Below are 19481 nucleotides of genomic sequence, written 5' to 3'. Positions count from 1 at the left end.
CGAGATGGGGGTTGGTCCGGGTCGCCGAGACCATGATCCGGACCAGTGGCGGACCAGATCCGGTCCGCGATCAAGAGTTGCCTGGTCAGAACGTGCCTGGTCAGCGGCCTGTAAATCTACGCGCCGTTCCCAAGCTGGTCGTGGCCCTGCACCATAGCGTCATGGCGGAGACGGAGACGGATCCCAACTGGCCGCGGATCAGGGTTTGGGCATGGACCGATGCCGATGGTCGCTTCAACATCTCTCTTCAGCAGGTCGAGGGCGTGAACCCAACGAGCGTCGACCTGCCGACCGACAGTGAGCCGCTGGCCGCACTTCTCACGCGGGCACGTACGGCCGCGCGCCTTATGACCGGGCTCGATGACCCGCGTGCGGCAGAGGCAGAGCTGAAGCGGAGATCTCGGGAACGTCGATCGCGCAGGAAGGCAAATGAAGATCTGCGCCGCGCCGAACGGCGCCACTCCACCCCGATCGTCGGCGACCCGTCGGGGCATAGTGTCCGAACGGTAGCTGGCGGCCTGCCCACGCTCGGTCGGCGGCAGTAGTCGTCCGAGCATGGGGTTCCGGCCTCTGGAGAAATCCTGGAGAAGATCTTGGAATCTCGACGGCCAGGCACCGACATAGACCAACACGTACCGACGCCCCGACCTGCGCGTTTGCATTTCTCGCCTGGTCGGCGACCTTCCAGGGCCTACTTCGGGACGAAGAGGCCGTGGGTTCAAATCCCGCCACCCCGACCCAGTGCAGAGGGCCTGCCGGAGAAATCCGGCAGGCCCTCTGTCGTTGTGCGTGCCCGGCTGAGTGACTGAGCCTCAGCCTGGGCCGTCGCCGATGCCCCCTCCGCTGCTGTGACGCGGCACGCTCGGCCCACTCGGCACCCGATCGGACCACTGCTCCCGTCGCGATCGCCCGCACCGCCGACAGCGGGCTGAACCCCGGCGGGCGAGCCGGGCTCAGAGGGTGGTGGGGAGTTCGGTGCGGGAGGTGATGTCGAGCTTCGGGTAGGCCTTGTAGAGGTGGTGGGCGACGGTGCGGGGGCTGAGGAAGAGCTGGGCGGCGATGTCGCGGTTGGTGAGGCCCCGGGCGGCGAGGCGGGCGATCTGGAGTTCCTGGGGGGTGAGGGAGGAGTGGGGGGAGGGGGCGGTGCCGGAGGGGGTGGGGGCGGGGGTGCCGGTGGCGGAGAGTTCGGTGCGGGCGCGGGCGGCCCAGGGGTGGGCGGCGAGGCGGTCGAAGGCTTCCAGGGCGGCGCGCAGGTGGGGGCGGGCGTCGGTGCGGCGGCGGGTGCGGCGCAGCCATTCGCCGTAGAGGAGGGCGGTGCGGGCCTGTTCGAAGGGGCGGTGGCCGGGTTCGTGCAGGTCGAGGGCGGCACGGTAGGCGGCTTCGGCGAGTTCGTCGGGGCCGAGCAGGGCTTGGCAGCGCAGGCGGAGGGCTTCGGCCCAGGGGCGGTCGGCGGCGGCGGCCCAGCGGGCGAAGCGCTCGTAGGGTTCGGCGGCGCGGTCGGGGGTGCCGAGGCGGACGGCGGCTTCGACGAGGTCGGGGACGGCGCGGGTGGCGCTGACGTGGTGCCGGTGCGGGCCGGTGGTGAGGGTGTGCAGGCGGTCGGCGGCGTCGCCGGCGCGGCCCTGGCCGAGGTCGAGCAGGGCGAGTGCCCAGTGCGCCCAGGGGAGGCCGGCGGCGGTGGCGGCGGTCTGCGGGCCGGTGGTGGCGAGGGCGGTGGCGGCGAGTTCGGCGCACCGGTCGGTGCGGCCGTCGAGTGCGGCCACGTAGGCGAGCAGCGCGGTGAGTTGGCTGACCCACTGGTGCTGGCCGGTGTCGCGGGCCAGTGCGAGGGCCTCGGTGGCGGTGAGTTCGGCGTCGCGGTGGCGGCCGTGGAAGAGCTCGGCTTCGGCGAGGAAGAACTGCAGGGTGGGCATCACGCCGACGGTGCCCTTGGCGCGGGCTTCGGCGACGAGTTCGCCGCCGAGTTCGGCGGTTTCCTCGTCGCGGCCGAGGATGAGGGTGGCACCGCACAGCTGGACCAGGTCGACCGGGCTCTCGGCACCGGCCCGGCGGGCGGCGTCGGCGGTCTCCCGGACGGGCGGCAGCGGCGCGGCGGGCCGGCCGAGGGCGGGGAGGACGGCGGCGGGCAGGTGGCGGGCGAGCGGGGCGAGGGGGTCGCCGTCGGCCAGCGGGAGGGCGGCGAGGCGGTCGAGGACGGCGATCACCGGTTCCTCGCCCGCGTACCAGGCGGTGTGGAAGGCCTGGAACAGCATCCGGGCGGCGTACGAGGGGTCGATGCCGGTGCCGGCGGCGTCGAGCAGCAGCCGGTAGGCGGTCGGGTAGGAGCCGCGCCAGAAGTGCGCGGTGGCCCGGACCTGGTCGAGCAGGGCGTGCGCCAGGACGTCGTCGGTACGGGCCGCGGCCTCGTCGGCGAGCGTCTCGGCGCGGACCAACTCGCCTTCCTCGGTGGCGGCTTCGGCGGCCAGGACGAGCCGGCGGGTGGCGGCGTCGCGGTCGGGGGTGAGCCGGGCGGCGCGCTCGTACGCGGCGGCGCCGCCGTGGCCGCCGTGGCGTTCGGCGCGGACGGCGGCGCGTTCGAGCGCGTCGGCGAGGTCGGTGTCGGGGGCGGTGGCGGCGAGGGCGAGGTGCCAGGTGCGGCGGTCGCCGTCGGGCAGCACCGCGGCCACGGCCCGGTGGACGGCCAGCTTCTGGTGGTGCGGTGCCCGTTGCAGGATGGCGGAGCGCAACAACGGGTGCCGGAAGGTGATCCGGCGGTCGACGGTGACGGTCACCAGGCCCGATTCCTCGGCGGGGGCGAGGTGTTCGGCGGTGACGCCGAGCGTGGCCGCCGCGGGCAGGACGACGTCGAGTTCGCCGCGCTCCTCGGCGGCGGCGACCAGGAGCAGCGTCTGGGTGGCCGCGGGCAGGCCGGTGACCTGGCCGTGGAAGGCGATCAGCAGTCTGCTGGTGAGCGGCAGGCCGCCGGGGGCGTGCGCCTGCGGCCCGGCGGCGACGGGGAGTTCGGTGAGCGCGAGCGGGTTGCCGGCGGCTTCGGCGAGCAGCCGGTCGCGGACGGCGGCGGGCAGCTCGGGGCCGGTCCGCCGGGCCAGCAGCCGGGCGGCGTCGGCCTCGGCGAGGGCGGTCACCTCCAGCTCGGGGAGGCCGAGTCCGCGCTCGGGCGACCCACCCGCTGACGCGCCCACGCCGGGGCCACCGCCGGGGCCACCGCCGGGGCCGCCGCCGGTACGGGAGGCGAGCAGCAGGGCCACCCCTTCGGCCTGGAGGCGCCGGGCGGCCAGCAGCAGCGCGTCCAGCGAGGCCCGGTCCAGCCACTGCACGTCGTCCAGGACGCACAACAGCGGCTGATCGGCGGCGAGTTCGGCGAGCAGGGCGAGCGTGGCGAGCCCGACCAGCAGCCGGTCACCACTGCCCCCCTCGCCGCCGGACGGGCCGCCGTCGGCCAGCCCGAACGCCGCCTCCAGGGCGCGTCGCTGCGGCCCCGGCAGGGCGTCCAGCCGGTCCAGGCCGGGCGCGAGCAGCACGCTCAGCCCGGCGTACGGCAGCTCGGCCTCGTACTCGACGCCCGCCGCCCGGATCACCCGGAACGTCTCCCCCGCCCGCGCGACGGCGTCGTCCAGCAGGGCGGTCTTGCCGATGCCGGCCTCGCCCCGGAGCAGCAGGACGCCGCTGCGGCCGGCCCGCGCCGCGTCCAACAGCCCGTCCACGGCGGCCTGTTCGTTGTCCCTCCCGTACAGCATGCCCCGACCCTACCCACCCGGCCCCCGCCCACCCCAGCGGGAAACCCCGACCGTACGGGTGGCGGCGCCTCGGCCACCCGGGTGGCGGCGCCCCGCCCGTACCTACGTACCCCCATGCCTATACGTGACGGATTCGCCGCCGCCCGCCCGTCCCTACCGTGGTGAGCACCGGGAACGACCGGGACAACAACCCACTGGAACACGGGAGATGACGATGACCGAGATCACCACCGCCGCCCTGCAGCAGCTCGCCGAGCGCTACATCGCGGTGTGGAACGAGACCGACCCGGCGGCCCGCCGGAAGCTGATCGACGAGGCGTGGGCCGAGGACGGCCGCTACACCGACCCGCTGGCCTCCGTGGTCGGCCGGGACGCGATCGACGCGCTGATCGGCGCGGCCCAGGCCCAGTTCCCGGGGCTGGAGTTCACCCTCGGCCCGGTGGACGCGCACCACGACATCGCCCGCTTCACCTGGAACCTCGGCCCGGCCGGCGCGGAGCCGGTGGTGATCGGCTTCGACGTGCTGACGGCCACGCCGGAGGGGCGGATCGGAGCGGTGTACGGCTTCCTGGACCTCGTGCCGGGCGCCTGAGCCCGGCGCCGCCGACCAGGCACCCGGGGGCGGGCCGCTTCCCCGGCCCGCCCCCACTCCCGCCCGTCCCCTCCCCACCCCCGCCCGTCGCCCGGGCACCCGACCGCCCTGAGGAGAGCCCGAGATGAGCACCGCCCTGAACGCCCGGCGGCCGACACCAACGCCGGCCCCGGCCCCATCAGCCGCTTCCGGAAGGACGGCGCCTGCCCCCAGGGGCCTGCTGCCGGTCGTCCTGACCGCCACCTTCATGACCGCCCTCGACGTCTTCGTCGTCAACGTCGCCCTCCCCTCCCTCCAGGGCGACCTCGGCGCCGGCCCGGCCGCCGTCCAGTGGGTGATGGCCGGCTTCAGCCTGGCCCTCGCGGCCGGCCTGGTCACCGCCGGCCGCCTGGGTGACCGCTACGGCCGCCGCCGGGTGTTCGGCCTCGGCCTGGCCCTGTTCACCCTCGCCTCCGCCGGGTGCGGCCTGGCTCCCACCGCCGCCACGCTGGTCGGCGCCCGGGTGGTGCAGGGGCTGGCGGCGGCGCTGATGGGCCCGCAGGTGCTGGCGATCCTGCGGACGGCGTTCGGCGGCACGGAGCAGGCGCGGGCCTTCGCCCGGTACGGGCTGACGATGGGCGTGGGCGCGGTGTTCGGCCAGCTGATCGGCGGACTGCTGATCCGGGCGGACCTGTTCGGCCTCGGCTGGCGCAGCTGCTTCCTGATCAACCTGCCGATCGGCCTGGCCGCCCTCGCGATGGTCCGCCGCTGCCTGCCGGAGTCCCGCGCCCCGCGGCGGCCCGGTCTGGACCCGGTCGGCGTGCTGCTGGTCACGACCGGGCTGACCGCCCTGGTGCTGCCGCTGATCCAGGGCCCCCAACTGGGCTGGCCGCTGTGGACGGTGTGCTGCCTCGGCGCCGCGGCCGTCCTGCTCGCCGCCTTCGCCGTACACCAGCACCGTGCCACCCACGCCACCCACGCCACGCTCGACACCGCCGCCACGCTCGACACCACCGCCAGCACCGCCACCGCCACCGCCACCCCGCTGATCGACACCCGCCTCTTCCGCGACCGCGCCTTCAGCGCCGGTGTGCTCGCCCAACTCGCCTTCTGGCTCGGCCAGGGCTCCTTCTTCCTGGTGCTCGCCCTGCACCTGCAGTTCGGCCGCGGCCTGGACGCGCTGGGCGCCGGGCTGGTCTTCACCGCGATCGGCCTCGGCTACCTGATCACCTCCAACACCACCCACCGGGTCACCGCCCGGCTCGGCGGTCGTCGCACGATCACGGCCGGCGGGCTGCTGATGGCCGCCGGACTGGTCCTGCTCGCCGTCGCCGCGTTCGACGCCGCGGACGGCAGCGTCTGGTGGCTGGCCCCCGGGCTGTTCGTCGACGGCCTCGGCATGGGCCTGGTGATCGCCCCGGTCACCTCGGTCGTCCTGGCGGGCGTCGAGCCGCGGCTGGCCGGCTCCGCCGCCGGGGTGGTGTCCACCGTGCAGCAGGTCGGCGGGGCGCTCGGGATCGCGCTGATCGGCCTGGTGTACTACGGCGCCGACGGCCCGACCGCCGCCTTCGGCCACAGCGTCCTGGTACTGGCGGCCCTGGAGCTGGTGCTCGTGGCCCTGGTCCGGTTGCTGCCCCGCACCGGCTGACCCTCCCAACAGGGGCCGACCCTCCGAGCAGGGGCCGACCTCCCAACAGGGGCCGACCCTCCGGGCAAGGTCCGATCGAACACGAACCGACCCACCACGGACCGGCTCGCCCCCTCCGCGCACACCCCCGAACACCCCCGAACCACCGGGCGGGTGGCCTCAAGCCCACCCGCCCGTTCCCTTCCCTCCCCCCGATCGGGTTGGATGGCCGGATGAGCGAGGAGAAGAGCGCCGTACCGGCGTGGGAGCAGCGGTTCAGGGCGGCCAGGGTGTGGCTGCCCGACTGGGCCGAGGACGCCCCCGACCGGGCGCTGTACGTGTCCAACGCGACCGGCACCTACGAGGTCTACGCCTGGGACCGCGCCACCGGCGCCCACCGCCAGGTCACCGACCGTCCGAACGGCACGACCGACGCCGAGCTGTCCCCTGACGGCGCCTGGATCTGGTGGTTCGACGACCACGACGGCGACGAGTTCGGTGTCTGGCGCCGTCAGCCGTTCGCGGGCGGCCCGGACGAGGAGGCCGTGCCCGGCCTCGCCCCCTCCTACTCGGCCGGTCTGGCCCTGGGCCGCGACGGCACCGTGGTCGTCGGCCGCTCGACCGACGAGGACGGCACCACCCTGCACCTGCGCCGCCCCGGCGACGCCGAGCCGGTCGAGATCTACCGGCACGCGGAGTACGGCGGCGTCGGCGACCTCAGCCACGACGGCACCCTGCTCGCCGTCGACCACACCGAGCACGGCGACGCGATGCACTCCGCGATCCGGATCGTGCGCATCCCGGCCGCCGGGACCGCCCACAGCGGCACCGCCGCGACCGGCACGCCCGGCACCGTCACCGTCGAGACCGTCGCCGAGCTGGACGAGGTCACCGGCCGGGACGAGCCGCGCGGCGTCGCCTGCCTCGGCTTCGCCCCGGTCGAGGGCGACACCCGGCTGCTGGTCGCCCACCAGCGCACCGGCCGCTGGGAGCCGATGATCTGGGACGTCGTCACCGGTGCCGAGACCGCGCTGACGCTGCGCGACGAGCAGGGCCGCGAGCTGCCCGGCGACGTTTCCGCGCAGTGGCGACCGGGCGCCGAGGCCCTGCTGGTCGAGCACGAGTACGAGGCGCGCAGCGAGCTGTTCTCGTACTCCCTGGCCGACGGCCGGCTGACCCGACTGGAGACCCCGCGCGGCACGGTCAGCGGCGCCACCGCCCGTCCGGACGGCACCGTGGAGTACCTGTGGTCCTCCGCCGCCGAGCCGGCCGCGGTCCGCTCCACCGCCGGGACGGTCGTGCTGCGGGCGCCCGGCCCGGTGCCGCCGGGTTCGGTGCCCGTCGAGGACGTCTGGGTGGACGGGCCCGGCGGGCGGGTGCACGCCCTCGTGCAGCGGCCGCCGGGGAGCTCCCCCGAGGACGGCCCGTTCCCGACCCTGTTCGAGGTCCACGGCGGCCCGACCCACCACGACAGCGACTCCTTCGCCGCCGGCCCGGCCGCCTGGCTGGACCACGGCTTCGCGGTGGTCCGGGTCAACTACCGCGGCTCGACCGGCTACGGCCAGGCCTGGACCGACGCCCTGCACGAGCGGGTCGGCCTGATCGAGCTGGAGGACATCGCGGCGGTGCGGGAGTGGGCGGTCGCCAGCGGCCTCGCCGACCCGCGCCGGCTGGTGCTCACCGGCGGCAGCTGGGGCGGCTACCTGACCCTGCTCGGCCTCGGCGTGCAGCCAGACGCCTGGGCGCTCGGCGTCGCCGCCGTACCGGTCGCGGACTACCACACCGCGTACGCCGACGAGATGGAGGCGCTCAAGTCGCTGGACCGCACGCTCTTCGGCGGCACCCCGGAGGAGGTCCCGGACCGTTTCACCGCCTCCTCGCCGCTGACCTACGTCGACCGCGTGCGGGTGCCGGTGTACATCAGCGCCGGGGTCAACGACCCGCGCTGCCCGATCCGGCAGATCGAGAACTACGTCGAGCGGCTGGAGCAGCTCGGCAAGCCGCACGAGGTGTACCGATACGACGCCGGGCACGGGTCGCTGGTCGTGGAGGAGCGGATCAAGCAGCTGCGGCTGGAGCTCGACTTCGTCCGGCGGCACCTGGACGGGGCCTCCGGCGGGACCGCGGCCGGCACCGTCGGCGACGGGAACGGGAACGGGGAGTCCGAGTGAGACGGGTGCTGATGCTCGCGGGCGCGGTGGTGGCCGGGGCCCTGGTGCTCACCGGCTGCTCCGGCTCGCACGGCGACAACGCCTCCTGCCCGCCCCCGGCGGGCCCGCCGGCACCGACCCCGACGGCCGCCAAGCCGGCCGTACCGGGCGCGCCCACCAGCGCCCCGGCGGTCCCCGCGGTCCCGCTCGCCACAGCCACCCGGGCGAGCGCGGTCCAGCCGGGCGCCGACAGGCAGGCCGGCGCCTCGGTCGTGCCGGCGGCGTACGAGCCGACGGACGGGGACGGCACCGTCCAGCTCGCCAAGGGCTCGAAGGGGTCGAGCGGTTCGAAGGGCTCGTCGGGATCATCCGGCTCATCGGGCTCGTCCGGCTCGAAGGGCTCCGGGTCCAAGGGCTCGAAGACCGGCCGCACCGTGCACCACCACATCGACCACTACGACTCGGACGACCGCAACGGCAGCGGCAGTCACAGCCACTGTTCCGGCGACCCGACACCGGCGCCCGCCGGTTCGACGCCGCCGGCCCAGCCGCCGGTCCCGACCTCGACGCTGCCGGTCCCGACGCCGACGCCGCCGGCCCTGCCGCCGGTCAAGCCGACCGCCGGGGCGCCGGTTCCGGGCCCGGTGCCGACCAAGCGCTGAGACGACCCAAGCCCCGTCGATCGCCCGTCGGTCAGTCCAGGACCGGGTCCAGTCCCAGGGCCCGGTCCTGCTCCGCCTCCGCCTCGCGGCGCACCAGGCGGAACCACATGAAGACGACGAAGCCCCCGAAGACGAACCACTCCAGGGTGTAGCCCAGGTTCTGGAAGGCGCGCAGGGTCAGCCCGTCCCCGCCCTGCGGCTGCACGGTCGGTACGGAGGTCAGCCCGGCGGGGGCGTCGTCGGCGGCGACCCAGCCGTCGTACCAGCCGTCGTACTCCAGCACGTTCAGCAGCGAGGCCCGGTTGATCATGCCGAGCTGCCCGGCCGGCAGCCCGCCGGCCACCGCGCCGTTGGTGCCCACGGCCTCGTTGGCCTGCAGCCGCCCGGTGACCGTCACCTGCCCCTCCGGCACGAGCCCGCCGGGCACCGGACCGGCGGCCGTCCCCGCGGGCGCCCCGGGCACCCAGCCGCGTACGACGGCGACGGCGTGCCCGTCGGCGGTGCGCAGCGGGGTGAGCACGTAGTAGCCCTGCTTGCCGTCCACGATCCGGTTGGGCACCAGGAGCTGGTGCTCGGTGTCGTAGCTGCCGGTCACCGTGACGGGCTTGCCGACCGTCTCGGTGGTCACCTGCGGGGTCGCCGGGCCGAGCAGCGCGTCGATCGGCCGGAGGTCACCCGAAGCGGTGATCGCCTTCTGGGTCTCCTGGTGCGTGGACACCCGGTCCTCGAACCGGCCGAGCTGCCAGGAGCCCAGCCACATGCACACCGCCACGGCCGCCACGGCCACAGCGGTGCCGCTCAGCCAGCGCGGAGTCAGGAGGAACCGGTACACACCCCCCACGGTAACCATTCCTCACACCCGCCCGATCCCCAGGGGCCGGTACCGGGCCCTGAGCGCGCCGAGGACGGCCCCCCTCACCGAATCGGGTTCGCCCTCACCCCGCCGAGGGTGAACCCGACGGCTGCGGCGCCGAACCGCCGCCCACCGCCTGCACCCCACCCCGGTACAGCGTCCCGCTGCACGTCACCGGCAGGGTCGCGGTGGCCGCCGTGGGGCTGCCGGGGGCGGGGGTGTGGGCGATGGTGGCGGTGGGTGGCGGGGTGGTGGGGCTGGCGGTCGGGGTGGCGGTGGGACTGGGGGCCGAGGTGGGGCCCGCCGAGGGCGACGAGGTGGCCTGGGCGTTGGCGCTGGGGGCTCCGGCGGCGCCGGAGGCCGGGACGCCCGAGGCCGCGGGGGCCTGGGAGGTCAGGGAGACCTGGTTGGAGCCGGTCGGCGCGCTGGTGGGGCCGCCGGTGCCGGTGCAGCTCTGGTCGGGGACCCAGGCGAAGGACACCCGGTACCCGGCCAGTGGCGCGAGCACCGGCGGCTCCGCGTCCATCGCGGTCAGGCCGCCGGCCGGGTCGCCCGGGGCGTGGTCGGCGGTGCGGACCCGGTTGCGGTCGCCGCCGCTGACCCCGGTGACGGCCACCGCGCCCGGGCCGCCGACGCGGCAGCTGTGCCCGGAGAGGTTGTAGACGGTGAACGAGCCGTAGATGCGTCCGGTCGCGTCGGCCGTGCCGACCTTGGCGATGCCGTCGCCGAGGTCGGTCCGGGTGCAGAGCGGGATGATGCCGCCGTCGCCGGTTCCGGAGGTCCCGGTGGGTGCGACGGTGCCGTCGGCGCGGGTGGTCCCGCCGCCGGGGGTGTGCGGGGTGGTGGACGGACCGGCGGTCGGCGAGGTCTCCGCGGTGCCGCTCTGGCCCACGGGCGGGGCGCTGCCGGGGCCGCTGGTGCCGATGGCGGTGCCGCTGGGGGCCGTGGCGGCGGGGCTCTTGGCGGCGGCCGAGCCGGGGCCGCCGGAGAGTCCGAGGTGCTCCCCCTCGTGCAGCACCGGGAGGACGACGGCGACGGCCAGCGCGAGTGCGGCGGCGCCGGTCCAGGCTCCGCGCCGGGCGGCGCGCCGGCGGGGTACGGCCCGCCGGATCCGGGGCAGTCCGCCGGGTGTGGGCTGGATCCCGGCGACGGCGTGGTGCATGAGCTCCCGGACGACCCGTTCGTCGGTCGTCAGCGTGGAGAGCCCGGAGAGCTCCGAGGCATCCGAAGCGTCCGGGGCGGCCGAGGTCTCGGAGACGTCCGGGGCTCCCGGCCGCGGGGGGCCGCCGCCCGGAGCACCGCCCGGAACGCCGTCCGGAACGCCGTCCGGGCCCCGCCGTCCGAAGGCGTCAGCCTCAGCCTCAGCCATGACCGGCCTCCATCTGGGTGCGGAGGGCGGCGAGTCCGCGCGATCCGTAGGCCTTCACCGAGCCGAGCGAGATGCCGAGGGTCTCGGCGACCTGCGCCTCCGTCATGTCCACGAAGTAACGCAGCACCAGAACCTCCCGCTGACGGCGTTGCAGACCACGCAGCGCGGCCTTCAACTGGTCGCGCTCCAGGGCATCGTAGGCACCTTCTTCTGCACTGGCCATGTCAGGCATGGGCTTCTGCAGCAGTCTGAGCCCGAGGATCCGTCGGCGCAGCGTGGAGCGGGACAGGTTGACGACCGTCTGCCGCAGGTAGGCCAGGGTCTTCTCGGGCTCGCGCACCCGGCGCCGGGCGGCGTGCACCCGGATGAACGCCTCCTGCACGACGTCCTCGCAGGTCGACAGGTCGTCCAGGAGCAGCGCGGCGAGCCGCAGCAGCGAGCGGTAGTGCGCCTGGTAGGTCTCGGTGAGCAGGTCCTCGCTGGTACCCGCGTCGGTACCGGCGCCGGAGTCCGCCGTACCGGGTGCGGCCGCCGTCATCTGGTCGTCTTCCGGCCTACTCGCAGGCCACGGGGCGCGCGAGGGGAACGACACCGCGGCTCTCGCCGGGATGCCCGCCCTTGCCCCCACCATCACGTTCGCCACGCCCGTTGGACACTCGATCCCCTGTCATGGTTGCCCAGCCCGGGGACCATTCTTCCGTATGGGCGGAAGAGGCCTCCAGGGGATTCCCCCGGGATTCCGGACAGATTGTGTCGAGGAGCGGACACAGGTATGGACACAGGTGCGGACACAACCGGGCAGATCGGAACGGAAGCCGGGGCCGCGGGCGCCGCCGAACCGTCATCAGCACCGCCATCAGCACCGTCTTACCACCGACACCGCCGGCCCTACCGGACCGTCAGCTCGCCCGCCACCAGCTCCGCGATCTGCAGCAGGTTGAGCGCCGCCCCCTTGCGCAGGTTGTCCCCGCACAGGAACAGGTCGAGCGCCTCCGGTTCGTCCAGGGCCCGGCGCACCCGCCCGACCCAGACCGGGTCGGTGCCGACCACGTCGTTCGGGGTCGGGAACTCGCCCGCCGCCGGATCATCGTAGAGGACCACGCCGGGCGCGTCCCGCAGGATGTCCTGCGCGTGCTCCTGGGTGACCTCGCGCTCGAAGCGCGCGTGCACGGCCAGCGCGTGGGTGCGGACGACCGGGATGTGGACGCAGGTCGCGGAGACCTTCAGGGCGGGCAGGCCCAGGATCTTGCGGGACTCGTCCCGGATGCCCAGTTCCTCGGCGGCCCAGCCGCCCTCGCGCAGCCCGCCGGTCCAGGGCACGGCGTTGAACGCGAGCGGGGCCGCGAACGGACCGTGGTCGGCGATCACCGCGCGCAGGTCGCCGGTCTGCCGGCCGACCTCGGTGCCGGCCACCAGCGCGGTCTGCTCGCGCAGCGCCGCCTCGCCGTCGCGGCCCTCGCCGCCGGCGGCCTGGTAGGAGGCGACCACGAGCTGGGCCAGCCCGTACTCGGCGTGCAGCGCGCCGACCGCCGCGATCATCGCGAGGGTGGTGCTGGCCGGGCTGGCGACGATGCCGCGCGGGCGGATCCGCAGCGCGGCCGCGTTGACCTCGGGGACGACCAGCGGCACGTCCTCGGTGGTGCGGAAGGCGGCCGAGTCGTCGACCACCACGACGCCCTTGGCCGCCGCGATCGGCGCCCACTGGGCGGAGACCTCGTCGGGGACGGCGAACACGGCGACGTCGATCCCCGTGAACGCCTCCTCGGAGAGCGGGAGGACTTCGACGGCCTCGCCGCGCACGACCGGCTTGCGGCCGGCCGAGCGCGGGGAGGCGACGAGCCGGACCTCGCCCCAGACGTCCTGACGGAGCGAGAGCAGGCCGAGCAGCACCTCGCCGACCGCGCCGGTGGCGCCGACGACGGCGAGGTTCGGGCGCCGGGTCACCGCCCGGTCTCCCGGGTCATCCGCCCCGTCTCCCGGCTCATCGCCCGGTGCTCCCGCTCCGCTCCCGGGTCATCGCCCGGTGCCGCCGTAGACGACCGCCTCGTCCGTCTCGCTGTCCAGGCCGAAGGCGCTGTGCACGGCGCGGACGGCCTCCGGCACGTCCTCGGCGCGGGTGACGACCGAGATGCGGATCTCCGAGGTGGAGATCAGCTCGATGTTGACGCCCGCGGCGGACAGCGCCTCGAAGAAGGTCGCGGTGACGCCCGGGTTGGAGCGCATGCCGGCGCCGACCAGCGAGATCTTGCCGATCGCGTCGTCGTAGCGCAGCGACTCGTAGCCGATGCCGTCCTTGACCCGGCCGAGCGCGTCGATGGCCTTCTGGCCCTCGGTCTTGGGCAGGGTGAAGGAGATGTCGGTCAGACCGGTCGACGCGGCGGAGACGTTCTGCACCACCATGTCGATGTTGACCTCGGCGTCGGCGATGGCGCGGAAGATGCGCGCCGCCTCGCCGGGCTTGTCGGGCACGCCGACGACGGTCACCTTCGCCTCGGAGGTGTCGTGGGCGACTCCGGAGATGATGGCCTGCTCCATCTCGCCCCCTTCGGGCTGGTACGGGTTGTCGTTGCTGACGATCGTCCCGGGAAGACCCGAGAAGGACGAGCGTACGTGAATCGGGATGTTGTAGCGCCGGGCGTACTCGACACAGCGGTCGAGCAGCACCTTGGAACCGGAGGACGCCAGCTCCAGCATGTCCTCGTAGGCGATCCAGTCGATCTTGCGGGCCTTCTTCACCACGCGCGGGTCGGCGGTGAACACGCCGTCCACGTCAGTGTAGATCTCGCAGACCTCGGCCTTGAGGGCGGCGGCGAGGGCGACGGCGGTGGTGTCCGAGCCGCCCCGGCCCAGCGTGGTGATGTCCTTGCTGGTCTGGGAGACGCCCTGGAAGCCGGCCACGATCGCGATGTTGCCCTCGTCCAGGGCGGTGCGGATGCGGCCCGGCGTCACGTCGATGATGCGCGCCTTGTTGTGGACGGAGTCGGTGATGACGCCGGCCTGGCTGCCCGTGAAGGACTGGGCCTCGTGACCCAGGGATTTGATCGCCATGGCCAGCAGCGCCATGGAGATGCGCTCTCCAGCGGTCAGCAGCATGTCGAACTCACGGCCGGCAGGGATCGGTGACACCTGCTCCGCGAGTTCGATGAGCTCGTCCGTCGTGTCGCCCATCGCGGACACCACGACGACGACCTCATGGCCGGCCTTCTTGGCGTCAACGATTCGACGGGCCACGCGCTTGATGCCCTCGGCATCCGCAACGGATGAGCCGCCGTACTTCTGCACGACAAGGCCCACGTGCGCTCCTCGACTTGTGTCGTTTTCCGGGGGCGCCTGGCCCCCGTACCCCCGGGGGAGGGGGGTGTGCGGTCCGCGCCAGTCTACCGAGCAGGGGTGCCCCGACCGGCGCTTTCCATATGATGAGACGTCCGTTTCAGCAGGTGACCGGCGGGACGGGCGGCCCCACCGGCAGGTCTGCGGGCGATTCGGTACGGCCCCGAAGAATCGGCGGACCGACCGACCGCGATCCGGCCGGATTTCTTTTCCGGACGGCGCGCTGAGGCATTCGTCACAATCGGCGCCGCGGTCGCGGTCCGGCGCTTTTCCGAGGGCGCGGCATCCGTGCTCCGGCGCTTTCCGCGATCGCGGCCGTTCAGTGCTTGAGCCCCAGCTCGGCCGCCATCAGGTCGCCGGCCTGCTGCTCCAGCTGCTCGTCGGTGAGCCCGTCGTCGTCGGTGTCCGCGCCGTCCGGCACCGCGCCGATCGGGCTGTCCAGCCGGACGTGCGCGATCAGCGACTGCAGCGCCCGCAGCACCGCGGTGCAGGTCGTGCCCCAGTTGGAGAGGTAGGAGAACTGCCACCACCACAGCGCCTCGCTGACCCGGCCCTCGCGGTAGTGCGTCAGCCCGTGCTGGAGCTCGCTGACCACGCCGGCCAGGTCGTCCGAGATCCGGAAGGCGTTGGGCTTCTCCGGCGGGCCGTACGGGTCGAAGACCTCGTGGTAGACGTCGATCGGCGCGAGCAGCTCGGCCAGCCGCTCGCGCAGCTGCTCGCCGTCCGGCTCGGGACCGGCGTCGGGCTCGAAGCGGTCCTCCGGGACGACGTCCTCGATGGCACCCAGCCGGCCGCCGGCCAGCAGCAGCTGCGAGACCTCCAGGAGCAGCAGCGAGACCGCGCTGCCCGGCTCGTCGCCCTTGGCGACCTCGGTGACGGCGAGCACGAAGCTCTCCACCGAGTCGGCGATCTGCACGGCGAAGTCGTCGGGCTCCGAGCCGTGCGCGTGGGTGTGCTGCTGGTTGATCGTCCGGTCAGACATCGAGCAGTCGTCTCCCTTCGAAGGCGCGGCCGAGGGTGACCTCGTCCGCGTACTCCAGATCCCCGCCGACGGGCAGGCCGCTCGCCAGACGGGTCACCTTCAGGCCCATCGGCTTGCAGAGCCGGGCCAGGTAGGTGGCGGTCGCCTCCCCCTCCAGATTGGGGTCGGTGGCCAGGATCAGCTCGGTGACCGTGCCGTCCGCGAGACGCGCCAGCAGCTCGCGGATGCGGAGGTCGTCCGGGCCGACGCCCTCGATGGGGCTGATCGCGCCGCCCAGCACGTGGTAGCGGCCGCGGAACTCACGGGTGCGCTCGATGGCGACGACGTCCTTGGGCTCCTCGACCACGCAGATGACGCCGAGGTCGCGGCGGGGGTCCAGGCAGACCCGGCACTGCTCGGCCTCGGCGACGTTGCCGCAGACCGCGCAGAAACGGACCTTGTCCTTGACCTCCAGCAGCGCGTGCGCGAGCCGGCGCACGTCGATCGGGTCGGACTGCAGCACGTGGAAGGCGATCCGCTGGGCGCTCTTGGGACCGACACCGGGCAGCCTGCCCAGCTCGTCGATCAGGTCCTGAACCACGCCCTCGTACAACGTCGCGCCTTCCTTCGGGATGGTCGGTGGTGCTCCGGTGCCATCATCCAACGAATCGGGCGTCGGACACAGCGCCCGACGCCCGACTCCCACATAAATCACATGGGTCCATCGCCTGAACTCCGGGCCCGTTCGACCGTACGGGCCCGTTCGACCGGACGGATCCGCTCAGTCGTACGGATCCACTCGGCCGTACGGGCCCTCTCGGCCGTACGGATCCGCTCAGCCGTACGGATCCGCTCAGCCGTACGGGCCCGGCGCTCCGGACTCAGAACGGCAGGCCGGGAATGCCGCCGCCGAGGCCCTGGGTCAGCGGGCCCATGCGCTCGGCCTGCATCTTCTGCGCGGTCTGGTTCGCGTCCCGGACCGCCGCCAGGACCAGGTCGGCCAGGGTCTCGGTGTCCTCCGGGTCGACCGCGGCCGGGGCGATGGCCAGCGCCACCAGCTCACCGGCACCGGTCACCGTCGCCTCGACCAGGCCGCCGCCCGCCGAACCGGTCACCTTCGTCTCGGCCAGCTCCTGCTGGGCCTTCGCGAGATCCTGCTGCATCTTCTGCGCCTGCTTCAGCAGCTGCTGCATGTTGGGCTGGCCACCACCGGGGAACACGGCTCTCTCCTTGCTGTCACGGCTGTCTGCGGTGCGTCGTCCGTCACCGCCGAGCCTACGTGCTGCGTCCTGCTCAGGAACCCCGGTGGTGGATCTCCTCCAGCACCGTCGCCCCCAGTTCGCGGATGATCAGCTCCTGACCGGAGAACGCCTCCTCGTTGAGGTCGGGGTCGTCCTCCTCCGGGATGTCGTCCTCCGGGGCCACCGACCGCACCGGGGGCGCGGGCGGCGCCGCCACCGGCGGCGGGGCCTGGACCGGAGCGGGCCGCGCGGGCGGCGCCTGCACCGACGCGGGCGCCATCGCGGGCGCCGGTGCCGGAACGGACGCGGGCACGGGCGCCGGAGCGGCCGGACGGGCCGGGGCTCCCCAGCCCCCGCCGCCCTGGGCACCGCCCTGAGCACCGCCGGGGGCGGCACCGGACGGAGCCGCGCCGGACCCGCCGGACGGGTCGACGATGCACTCGATCCGCCAGTCCACGCCGAGCGCGTCGGTCAGCGCGCCACGCAGCACGTCGTCGCTGTTGCTGCCGACGAAGCTGTCGCGGGCGCCGGCGTTGATGAACGACACCTGGAGCACGCTGCCGTCGAACCCGGCCACCTGGCCGTTCTGGCTGAGCAGGATCCAGGTGAAACGGCGGCGGTTCTTCACCGCCTCCAGGATCTGCGGCCACAGCTGCCGGACCTGCGCGGCGCCCTGCTGCGCGGAGGCCGACGGCTGAGCGCCGGGGGCCGCCGGAGCGGGCGCCGGAGCGGGCGCGGGCACCGGAGCCGGCGCCTGGACGGCCTGCGGCTGCGGTGCGACGGGCGCCGCGGGGGCCGGGGACGGGGCAGCGGCGGGGGCGCCGCCACCGGCCGGCGGGAAACTGCGCGGGATCGGCCAGGCACCCGGCGCGGGCGCGGCGGGCCCGGCGGGCGCGGCTGCGGCTGGCGGGGCCTGCACGGGCGCCGGCTGCACCGGAGCCGCCATGGGCGCGGCCTGCACCGGAGCCTCGACCGGAACCTCCACCGCGGGCGCGGCGACGGGCGCGGCGACGGACGCCGCCACGGGCGCGGCCGCCGGCAACCCCACCGGCGGGGTTCCCGGTACCGCCCCCGGCACCGCCATCGGGGCGGCCATCGGCGCGGCGAACCCGCCCGCCGCCGCCCGTCGCTCCAGCTTGTCCAGGCGCGCCTGCAGCGACAGCTCGTCGCTGTACGCGCCGGGCAGCATCACCCGGGCGCAGATCAGCTCCAGCTGTAGCCGGGGCGCCGCGTTGCCGCGCATCTCGGTCAGTCCGGTGTTGACGAGGTCCGCGGCCCGGCTCAGCTCGGCCGCGCCGAACGAGTCCGCCTGTGCCTGCATCACCGCGACCCGGTCCGCCGGGGCGTCGATCAGCCCCTTCTCCCCGGCGTCCGGCACGGTGGCCAGGATCACCAGGTCGCGCAGCCGCTCCAGCAGGTCGGTGACGAAGCGGCGCGGGTCGTGCCCGCCCTCGACCACCCGGTCGATCACCTGGAACACCGTCGCCCCGTCGTGCGCGGCGAAGGCGTCCACCACCTCGTCCAGCAGCGCGGAGTCGGTGTACCCGAGCAGCGAGGTCGCCATCGGGTAGGTGACGCCGCCCTCGGCGGCACCGGCCAGCAGCTGGTCCATGACCGACATCGAGTCACGCACCGAGCCCGCCCCGGCCCGGACCACCAGCGGGAACACCGAGTCCTCGACCTGGATGCCCTCGCGGCCGCAGACCTCCGCCAGGTAGTCGCGCAGCGTGCCGGGCGGGACCAGCCGGAACGGGTAGTGGTGCGTACGGGACCGGATCGTCCCGATGACCTTCTCCGGCTCGGTGGTCGCGAAGATGAACTTGAGGTGCTCCGGCGGCTCCTCGACCACCTTGAGCAGCGCGTTGAAGCCGGCCGAGGTCACCATGTGCGCCTCGTCCAGGATGAAGATCTTGTACCGGCTGTGCACCGGCGCGAAGAACGCCCGCTCGCGCAGCTCGCGCGCGTCGTCCACACCACCGTGCGAGGCGGCGTCGATCTCGATCACGTCGATCGAGCCGGGCCCGCCGGTCGCCAGGTCCCGGCAGGACTGGCACTCCCCGCAGGGCGTCGGCGTCGGCCCCTGTTCACAGTTGAGGCAGCGGGCCAGGATGCGCGCGCTCGTCGTCTTGCCACAGCCGCGCGGCCCGCTGAACAGGTACGCGTGGTTGACCCTGTTGTTGCGCAGGGCCTGCTGGAGCGGAGCGGTCACGTGCTCCTGCCCGATGACCTCCGCGAAGGTCTCGGGGCGGTAGCGGCGGTACAGGGCTAGGGACACACCACCGACGATATCGGGACGGGCGGACAAACGCGTCGCCCCTCACTCCCCCACGCCCCTCCGGGAACGCAAAGACCCCCCGTGCACCCGCCAGAGCCCTCCTACCCTTGCTGCCTTCCGGCCCTGGGGGGGTTCAGAGAGATAACGCCACACGAGGGGCTGACACCCACAGTACCGGATCCCGGCCCCGACGATCCACAGGCCACCCCCACCCCCGGCCTGCGAGACAGGTGGTCGCGAGCACCCCGAAACATGTACTAAGCTCTCCCACGGAGGATTCGCCTAGAGGCCTAGGGCGCACGCTTGGAAAGCGTGTTGGGAGCAATCCCTCACGAGTTCGAATCTCGTATCCTCCGCCGGCAGAAGGCCCGGACCGTTCCGACGGTCCGGGCCTTCGTCGTTTCCTGATGGCAAGCCGACGCCATCGCGGGGAAGGCCCCTCGCCGAGGAGCGGCGCGGGCCTCCCGCTCCGTGCTGCCGGTCAGGCGGGGGTTCCACCGGACCCCAATCCCGTCCTCCTGGAGACCTTCGACCGGATGTGGACCGCGAGCGAGCTCGCCCGCCGCTGGTCGGCGCACCGCGCCCCCGACCGCGACGCCGTCCGGGAGCATCGCCTGCTGGAGGAGGCGGCACTGGCCCGCGACGCCGACGCAGCGGCCGAGGCACTGGTCCGGCACCTCGCCCTGCCGCAGCCGGTCTGGCCGA

Annotated in this window: 15 protein-coding genes, 1 tRNA gene, 1 other RNA gene and 1 pseudogene; 7 read left to right on the top strand and 11 right to left on the bottom strand. The window is 74.2% G+C overall.

The window, feature by feature from the left end; genetic code table 11:
• The first annotated feature begins 161 nt into the window (after nucleotides 1–161).
• On the top strand, nucleotides 162–545 hold the full coding sequence (locus tag ACYP53_RS09670; protein WP_459647152.1) for a hypothetical protein: 384 nt from the start codon (nucleotides 162–164) through the stop codon (nucleotides 543–545).
• Between the two features lie 408 nt (nucleotides 546–953).
• On the opposite strand, the gene ACYP53_RS09665 is transcribed toward ACYP53_RS09670, so the two are convergent.
• On the bottom strand, nucleotides 954–3737 hold the full coding sequence (locus tag ACYP53_RS09665) for an ATP-binding protein (RefSeq protein ID WP_459647151.1): 2784 nt from the start codon (nucleotides 3735–3737) through the stop codon (nucleotides 954–956).
• Nucleotides 3738–3951: 214 nt separating this feature from the next.
• Here ACYP53_RS09665 and ACYP53_RS09660 point away from each other — a divergent pair, with 214 nt between their 5' ends.
• The 4 genes from ACYP53_RS09660 to ACYP53_RS09645 all read left to right on the top strand — a co-directional run bounded on the left by ACYP53_RS09660 (nucleotide 3952) and on the right by ACYP53_RS09645 (nucleotide 8747).
• Nucleotides 3952–4329: a nuclear transport factor 2 family protein gene (locus tag ACYP53_RS09660; protein ID WP_189913094.1), complete on the top strand. Its 378-nt coding sequence runs from the start codon at nucleotides 3952–3954 to the stop codon at nucleotides 4327–4329.
• 124 nt (nucleotides 4330–4453) lie between these two features.
• On the top strand, nucleotides 4454–5956 hold the full coding sequence (locus tag ACYP53_RS09655; RefSeq protein ID WP_459647150.1) for an MFS transporter: 1503 nt from the start codon (nucleotides 4454–4456) through the stop codon (nucleotides 5954–5956).
• A 212-nt stretch (nucleotides 5957–6168) separates the two neighbouring features.
• Nucleotides 6169–8106 carry a S9 family peptidase gene (locus ACYP53_RS09650; RefSeq protein WP_459647149.1) on the top strand — a complete coding sequence of 646 codons (1938 nt, stop codon included), beginning with the start codon at nucleotides 6169–6171 and terminating at the stop codon, nucleotides 8104–8106.
• Nucleotides 8103–8747 carry a hypothetical protein gene (locus ACYP53_RS09645; protein WP_459647148.1) on the top strand — a complete coding sequence of 215 codons (645 nt, stop codon included), beginning with the start codon at nucleotides 8103–8105 and terminating at the stop codon, nucleotides 8745–8747. Before ACYP53_RS09650 ends, ACYP53_RS09645 begins: the two co-directional genes overlap by 4 nt.
• 31 nt (nucleotides 8748–8778) lie before the next feature.
• Here ACYP53_RS09645 and ACYP53_RS09640 read toward each other — a convergent pair whose 3' ends face one another.
• The 10 genes from ACYP53_RS09640 to ffs all read right to left on the bottom strand — a co-directional run bounded on the left by ACYP53_RS09640 (nucleotide 8779) and on the right by ffs (nucleotide 18940).
• Complete coding sequence (locus tag ACYP53_RS09640; RefSeq protein WP_459647147.1) at nucleotides 8779–9579, bottom strand: SURF1 family protein; 801 nt, start codon at nucleotides 9577–9579, stop codon at nucleotides 8779–8781.
• 103 nt (nucleotides 9580–9682) lie between these two features.
• Nucleotides 9683–10969 (bottom strand): hypothetical protein, encoded by a 1287-nt coding sequence (locus ACYP53_RS09635; protein WP_459647146.1) that lies wholly within the window; start codon nucleotides 10967–10969, stop codon nucleotides 9683–9685.
• Nucleotides 10962–11507, bottom strand: a complete 546-nt coding sequence (locus tag ACYP53_RS09630) for a SigE family RNA polymerase sigma factor (RefSeq protein WP_229928191.1) — start codon at nucleotides 11505–11507, stop codon at nucleotides 10962–10964. The genes ACYP53_RS09635 and ACYP53_RS09630 overlap by 8 nt, the downstream gene beginning before the upstream one ends.
• Before the next feature lie 350 nt (nucleotides 11508–11857).
• Complete coding sequence (locus ACYP53_RS09625; RefSeq protein WP_459647145.1) at nucleotides 11858–12913, bottom strand: aspartate-semialdehyde dehydrogenase; 1056 nt, start codon at nucleotides 12911–12913, stop codon at nucleotides 11858–11860.
• A 69-nt stretch (nucleotides 12914–12982) separates the two neighbouring features.
• Complete coding sequence (locus tag ACYP53_RS09620; protein ID WP_189913102.1) at nucleotides 12983–14263, bottom strand: aspartate kinase; 1281 nt, start codon at nucleotides 14261–14263, stop codon at nucleotides 12983–12985.
• 355 nt (nucleotides 14264–14618) lie between these two features.
• Complete coding sequence (locus ACYP53_RS09615; RefSeq protein ID WP_189913103.1) at nucleotides 14619–15281, bottom strand: DUF5063 domain-containing protein; 663 nt, start codon at nucleotides 15279–15281, stop codon at nucleotides 14619–14621.
• Nucleotides 15274–15873 carry a recombination mediator RecR gene (gene recR, locus ACYP53_RS09610; RefSeq protein WP_189913104.1) on the bottom strand — a complete coding sequence of 200 codons (600 nt, stop codon included), beginning with the start codon at nucleotides 15871–15873 and terminating at the stop codon, nucleotides 15274–15276. Before recR ends, ACYP53_RS09615 begins: the two co-directional genes overlap by 8 nt.
• A 268-nt stretch (nucleotides 15874–16141) precedes the next feature.
• Nucleotides 16142–16480, bottom strand: coding sequence for a YbaB/EbfC family nucleoid-associated protein (locus tag ACYP53_RS09605; RefSeq protein ID WP_189913105.1), 339 nt, complete (start codon nucleotides 16478–16480; stop codon nucleotides 16142–16144).
• A gap of 73 nt (nucleotides 16481–16553) precedes the next feature.
• Nucleotides 16554–18776 carry a DNA polymerase III subunit gamma and tau gene (locus ACYP53_RS09600; protein ID WP_459647144.1) on the bottom strand — a complete coding sequence of 741 codons (2223 nt, stop codon included), beginning with the start codon at nucleotides 18774–18776 and terminating at the stop codon, nucleotides 16554–16556.
• A 67-nt stretch (nucleotides 18777–18843) separates the two neighbouring features.
• Nucleotides 18844–18940, bottom strand: an RNA gene (ffs, locus tag ACYP53_RS09595) — signal recognition particle sRNA small type.
• A gap of 107 nt (nucleotides 18941–19047) precedes the next feature.
• Between ffs and ACYP53_RS09590 the strand changes: the two genes are divergently transcribed.
• Nucleotides 19048–19132: transfer RNA gene (locus ACYP53_RS09590), tRNA-Ser, on the top strand.
• Nucleotides 19133–19282: 150 nt separating this feature from the next.
• Nucleotides 19283–19462 (top strand): annotated as a pseudogene (locus ACYP53_RS09585) (FCD domain-containing protein); the annotation flags it as partial.
• Nucleotides 19463–19481: the final 19 nt, after the last annotated feature.

This window comes from Kitasatospora sp. Ki12 (genome assembly GCF_054601375.1).
The sequence above is the reverse complement of the archived record's forward strand: the minus strand, read 5'-3'. Positions and strand labels throughout refer to the sequence as shown.

What these genes read in the sequence shown, in the direction of transcription:
- ACYP53_RS09660 (WP_189913094.1), top strand. Translation starts at nt 3,952, where the DNA reads ATGACCGAGATCACCACCGCCGCCCTGCAGCAGCTCGCCGAGCGCTAC.
- ACYP53_RS09630 (WP_229928191.1), bottom strand. Translation starts at nt 11,507, where the DNA reads ATGACGGCGGCCGCACCCGGTACGGCGGACTCCGGCGCCGGTACCGAC.
- ACYP53_RS09650 (WP_459647149.1), top strand. Translation starts at nt 6,169, where the DNA reads ATGAGCGAGGAGAAGAGCGCCGTACCGGCGTGGGAGCAGCGGTTCAGG.
- ACYP53_RS09665 (WP_459647151.1), bottom strand. Translation starts at nt 3,737, where the DNA reads ATGCTGTACGGGAGGGACAACGAACAGGCCGCCGTGGACGGGCTGTTG.
- ACYP53_RS09655 (WP_459647150.1), top strand. Translation starts at nt 4,454, where the DNA reads ATGAGCACCGCCCTGAACGCCCGGCGGCCGACACCAACGCCGGCCCCG.
- ACYP53_RS09670 (WP_459647152.1), top strand. Translation starts at nt 162, where the DNA reads ATGGCGGAGACGGAGACGGATCCCAACTGGCCGCGGATCAGGGTTTGG.
- ACYP53_RS09635 (WP_459647146.1), bottom strand. Translation starts at nt 10,969, where the DNA reads ATGGCTGAGGCTGAGGCTGACGCCTTCGGACGGCGGGGCCCGGACGGC.
- ACYP53_RS09615 (WP_189913103.1), bottom strand. Translation starts at nt 15,281, where the DNA reads ATGTCTGACCGGACGATCAACCAGCAGCACACCCACGCGCACGGCTCG.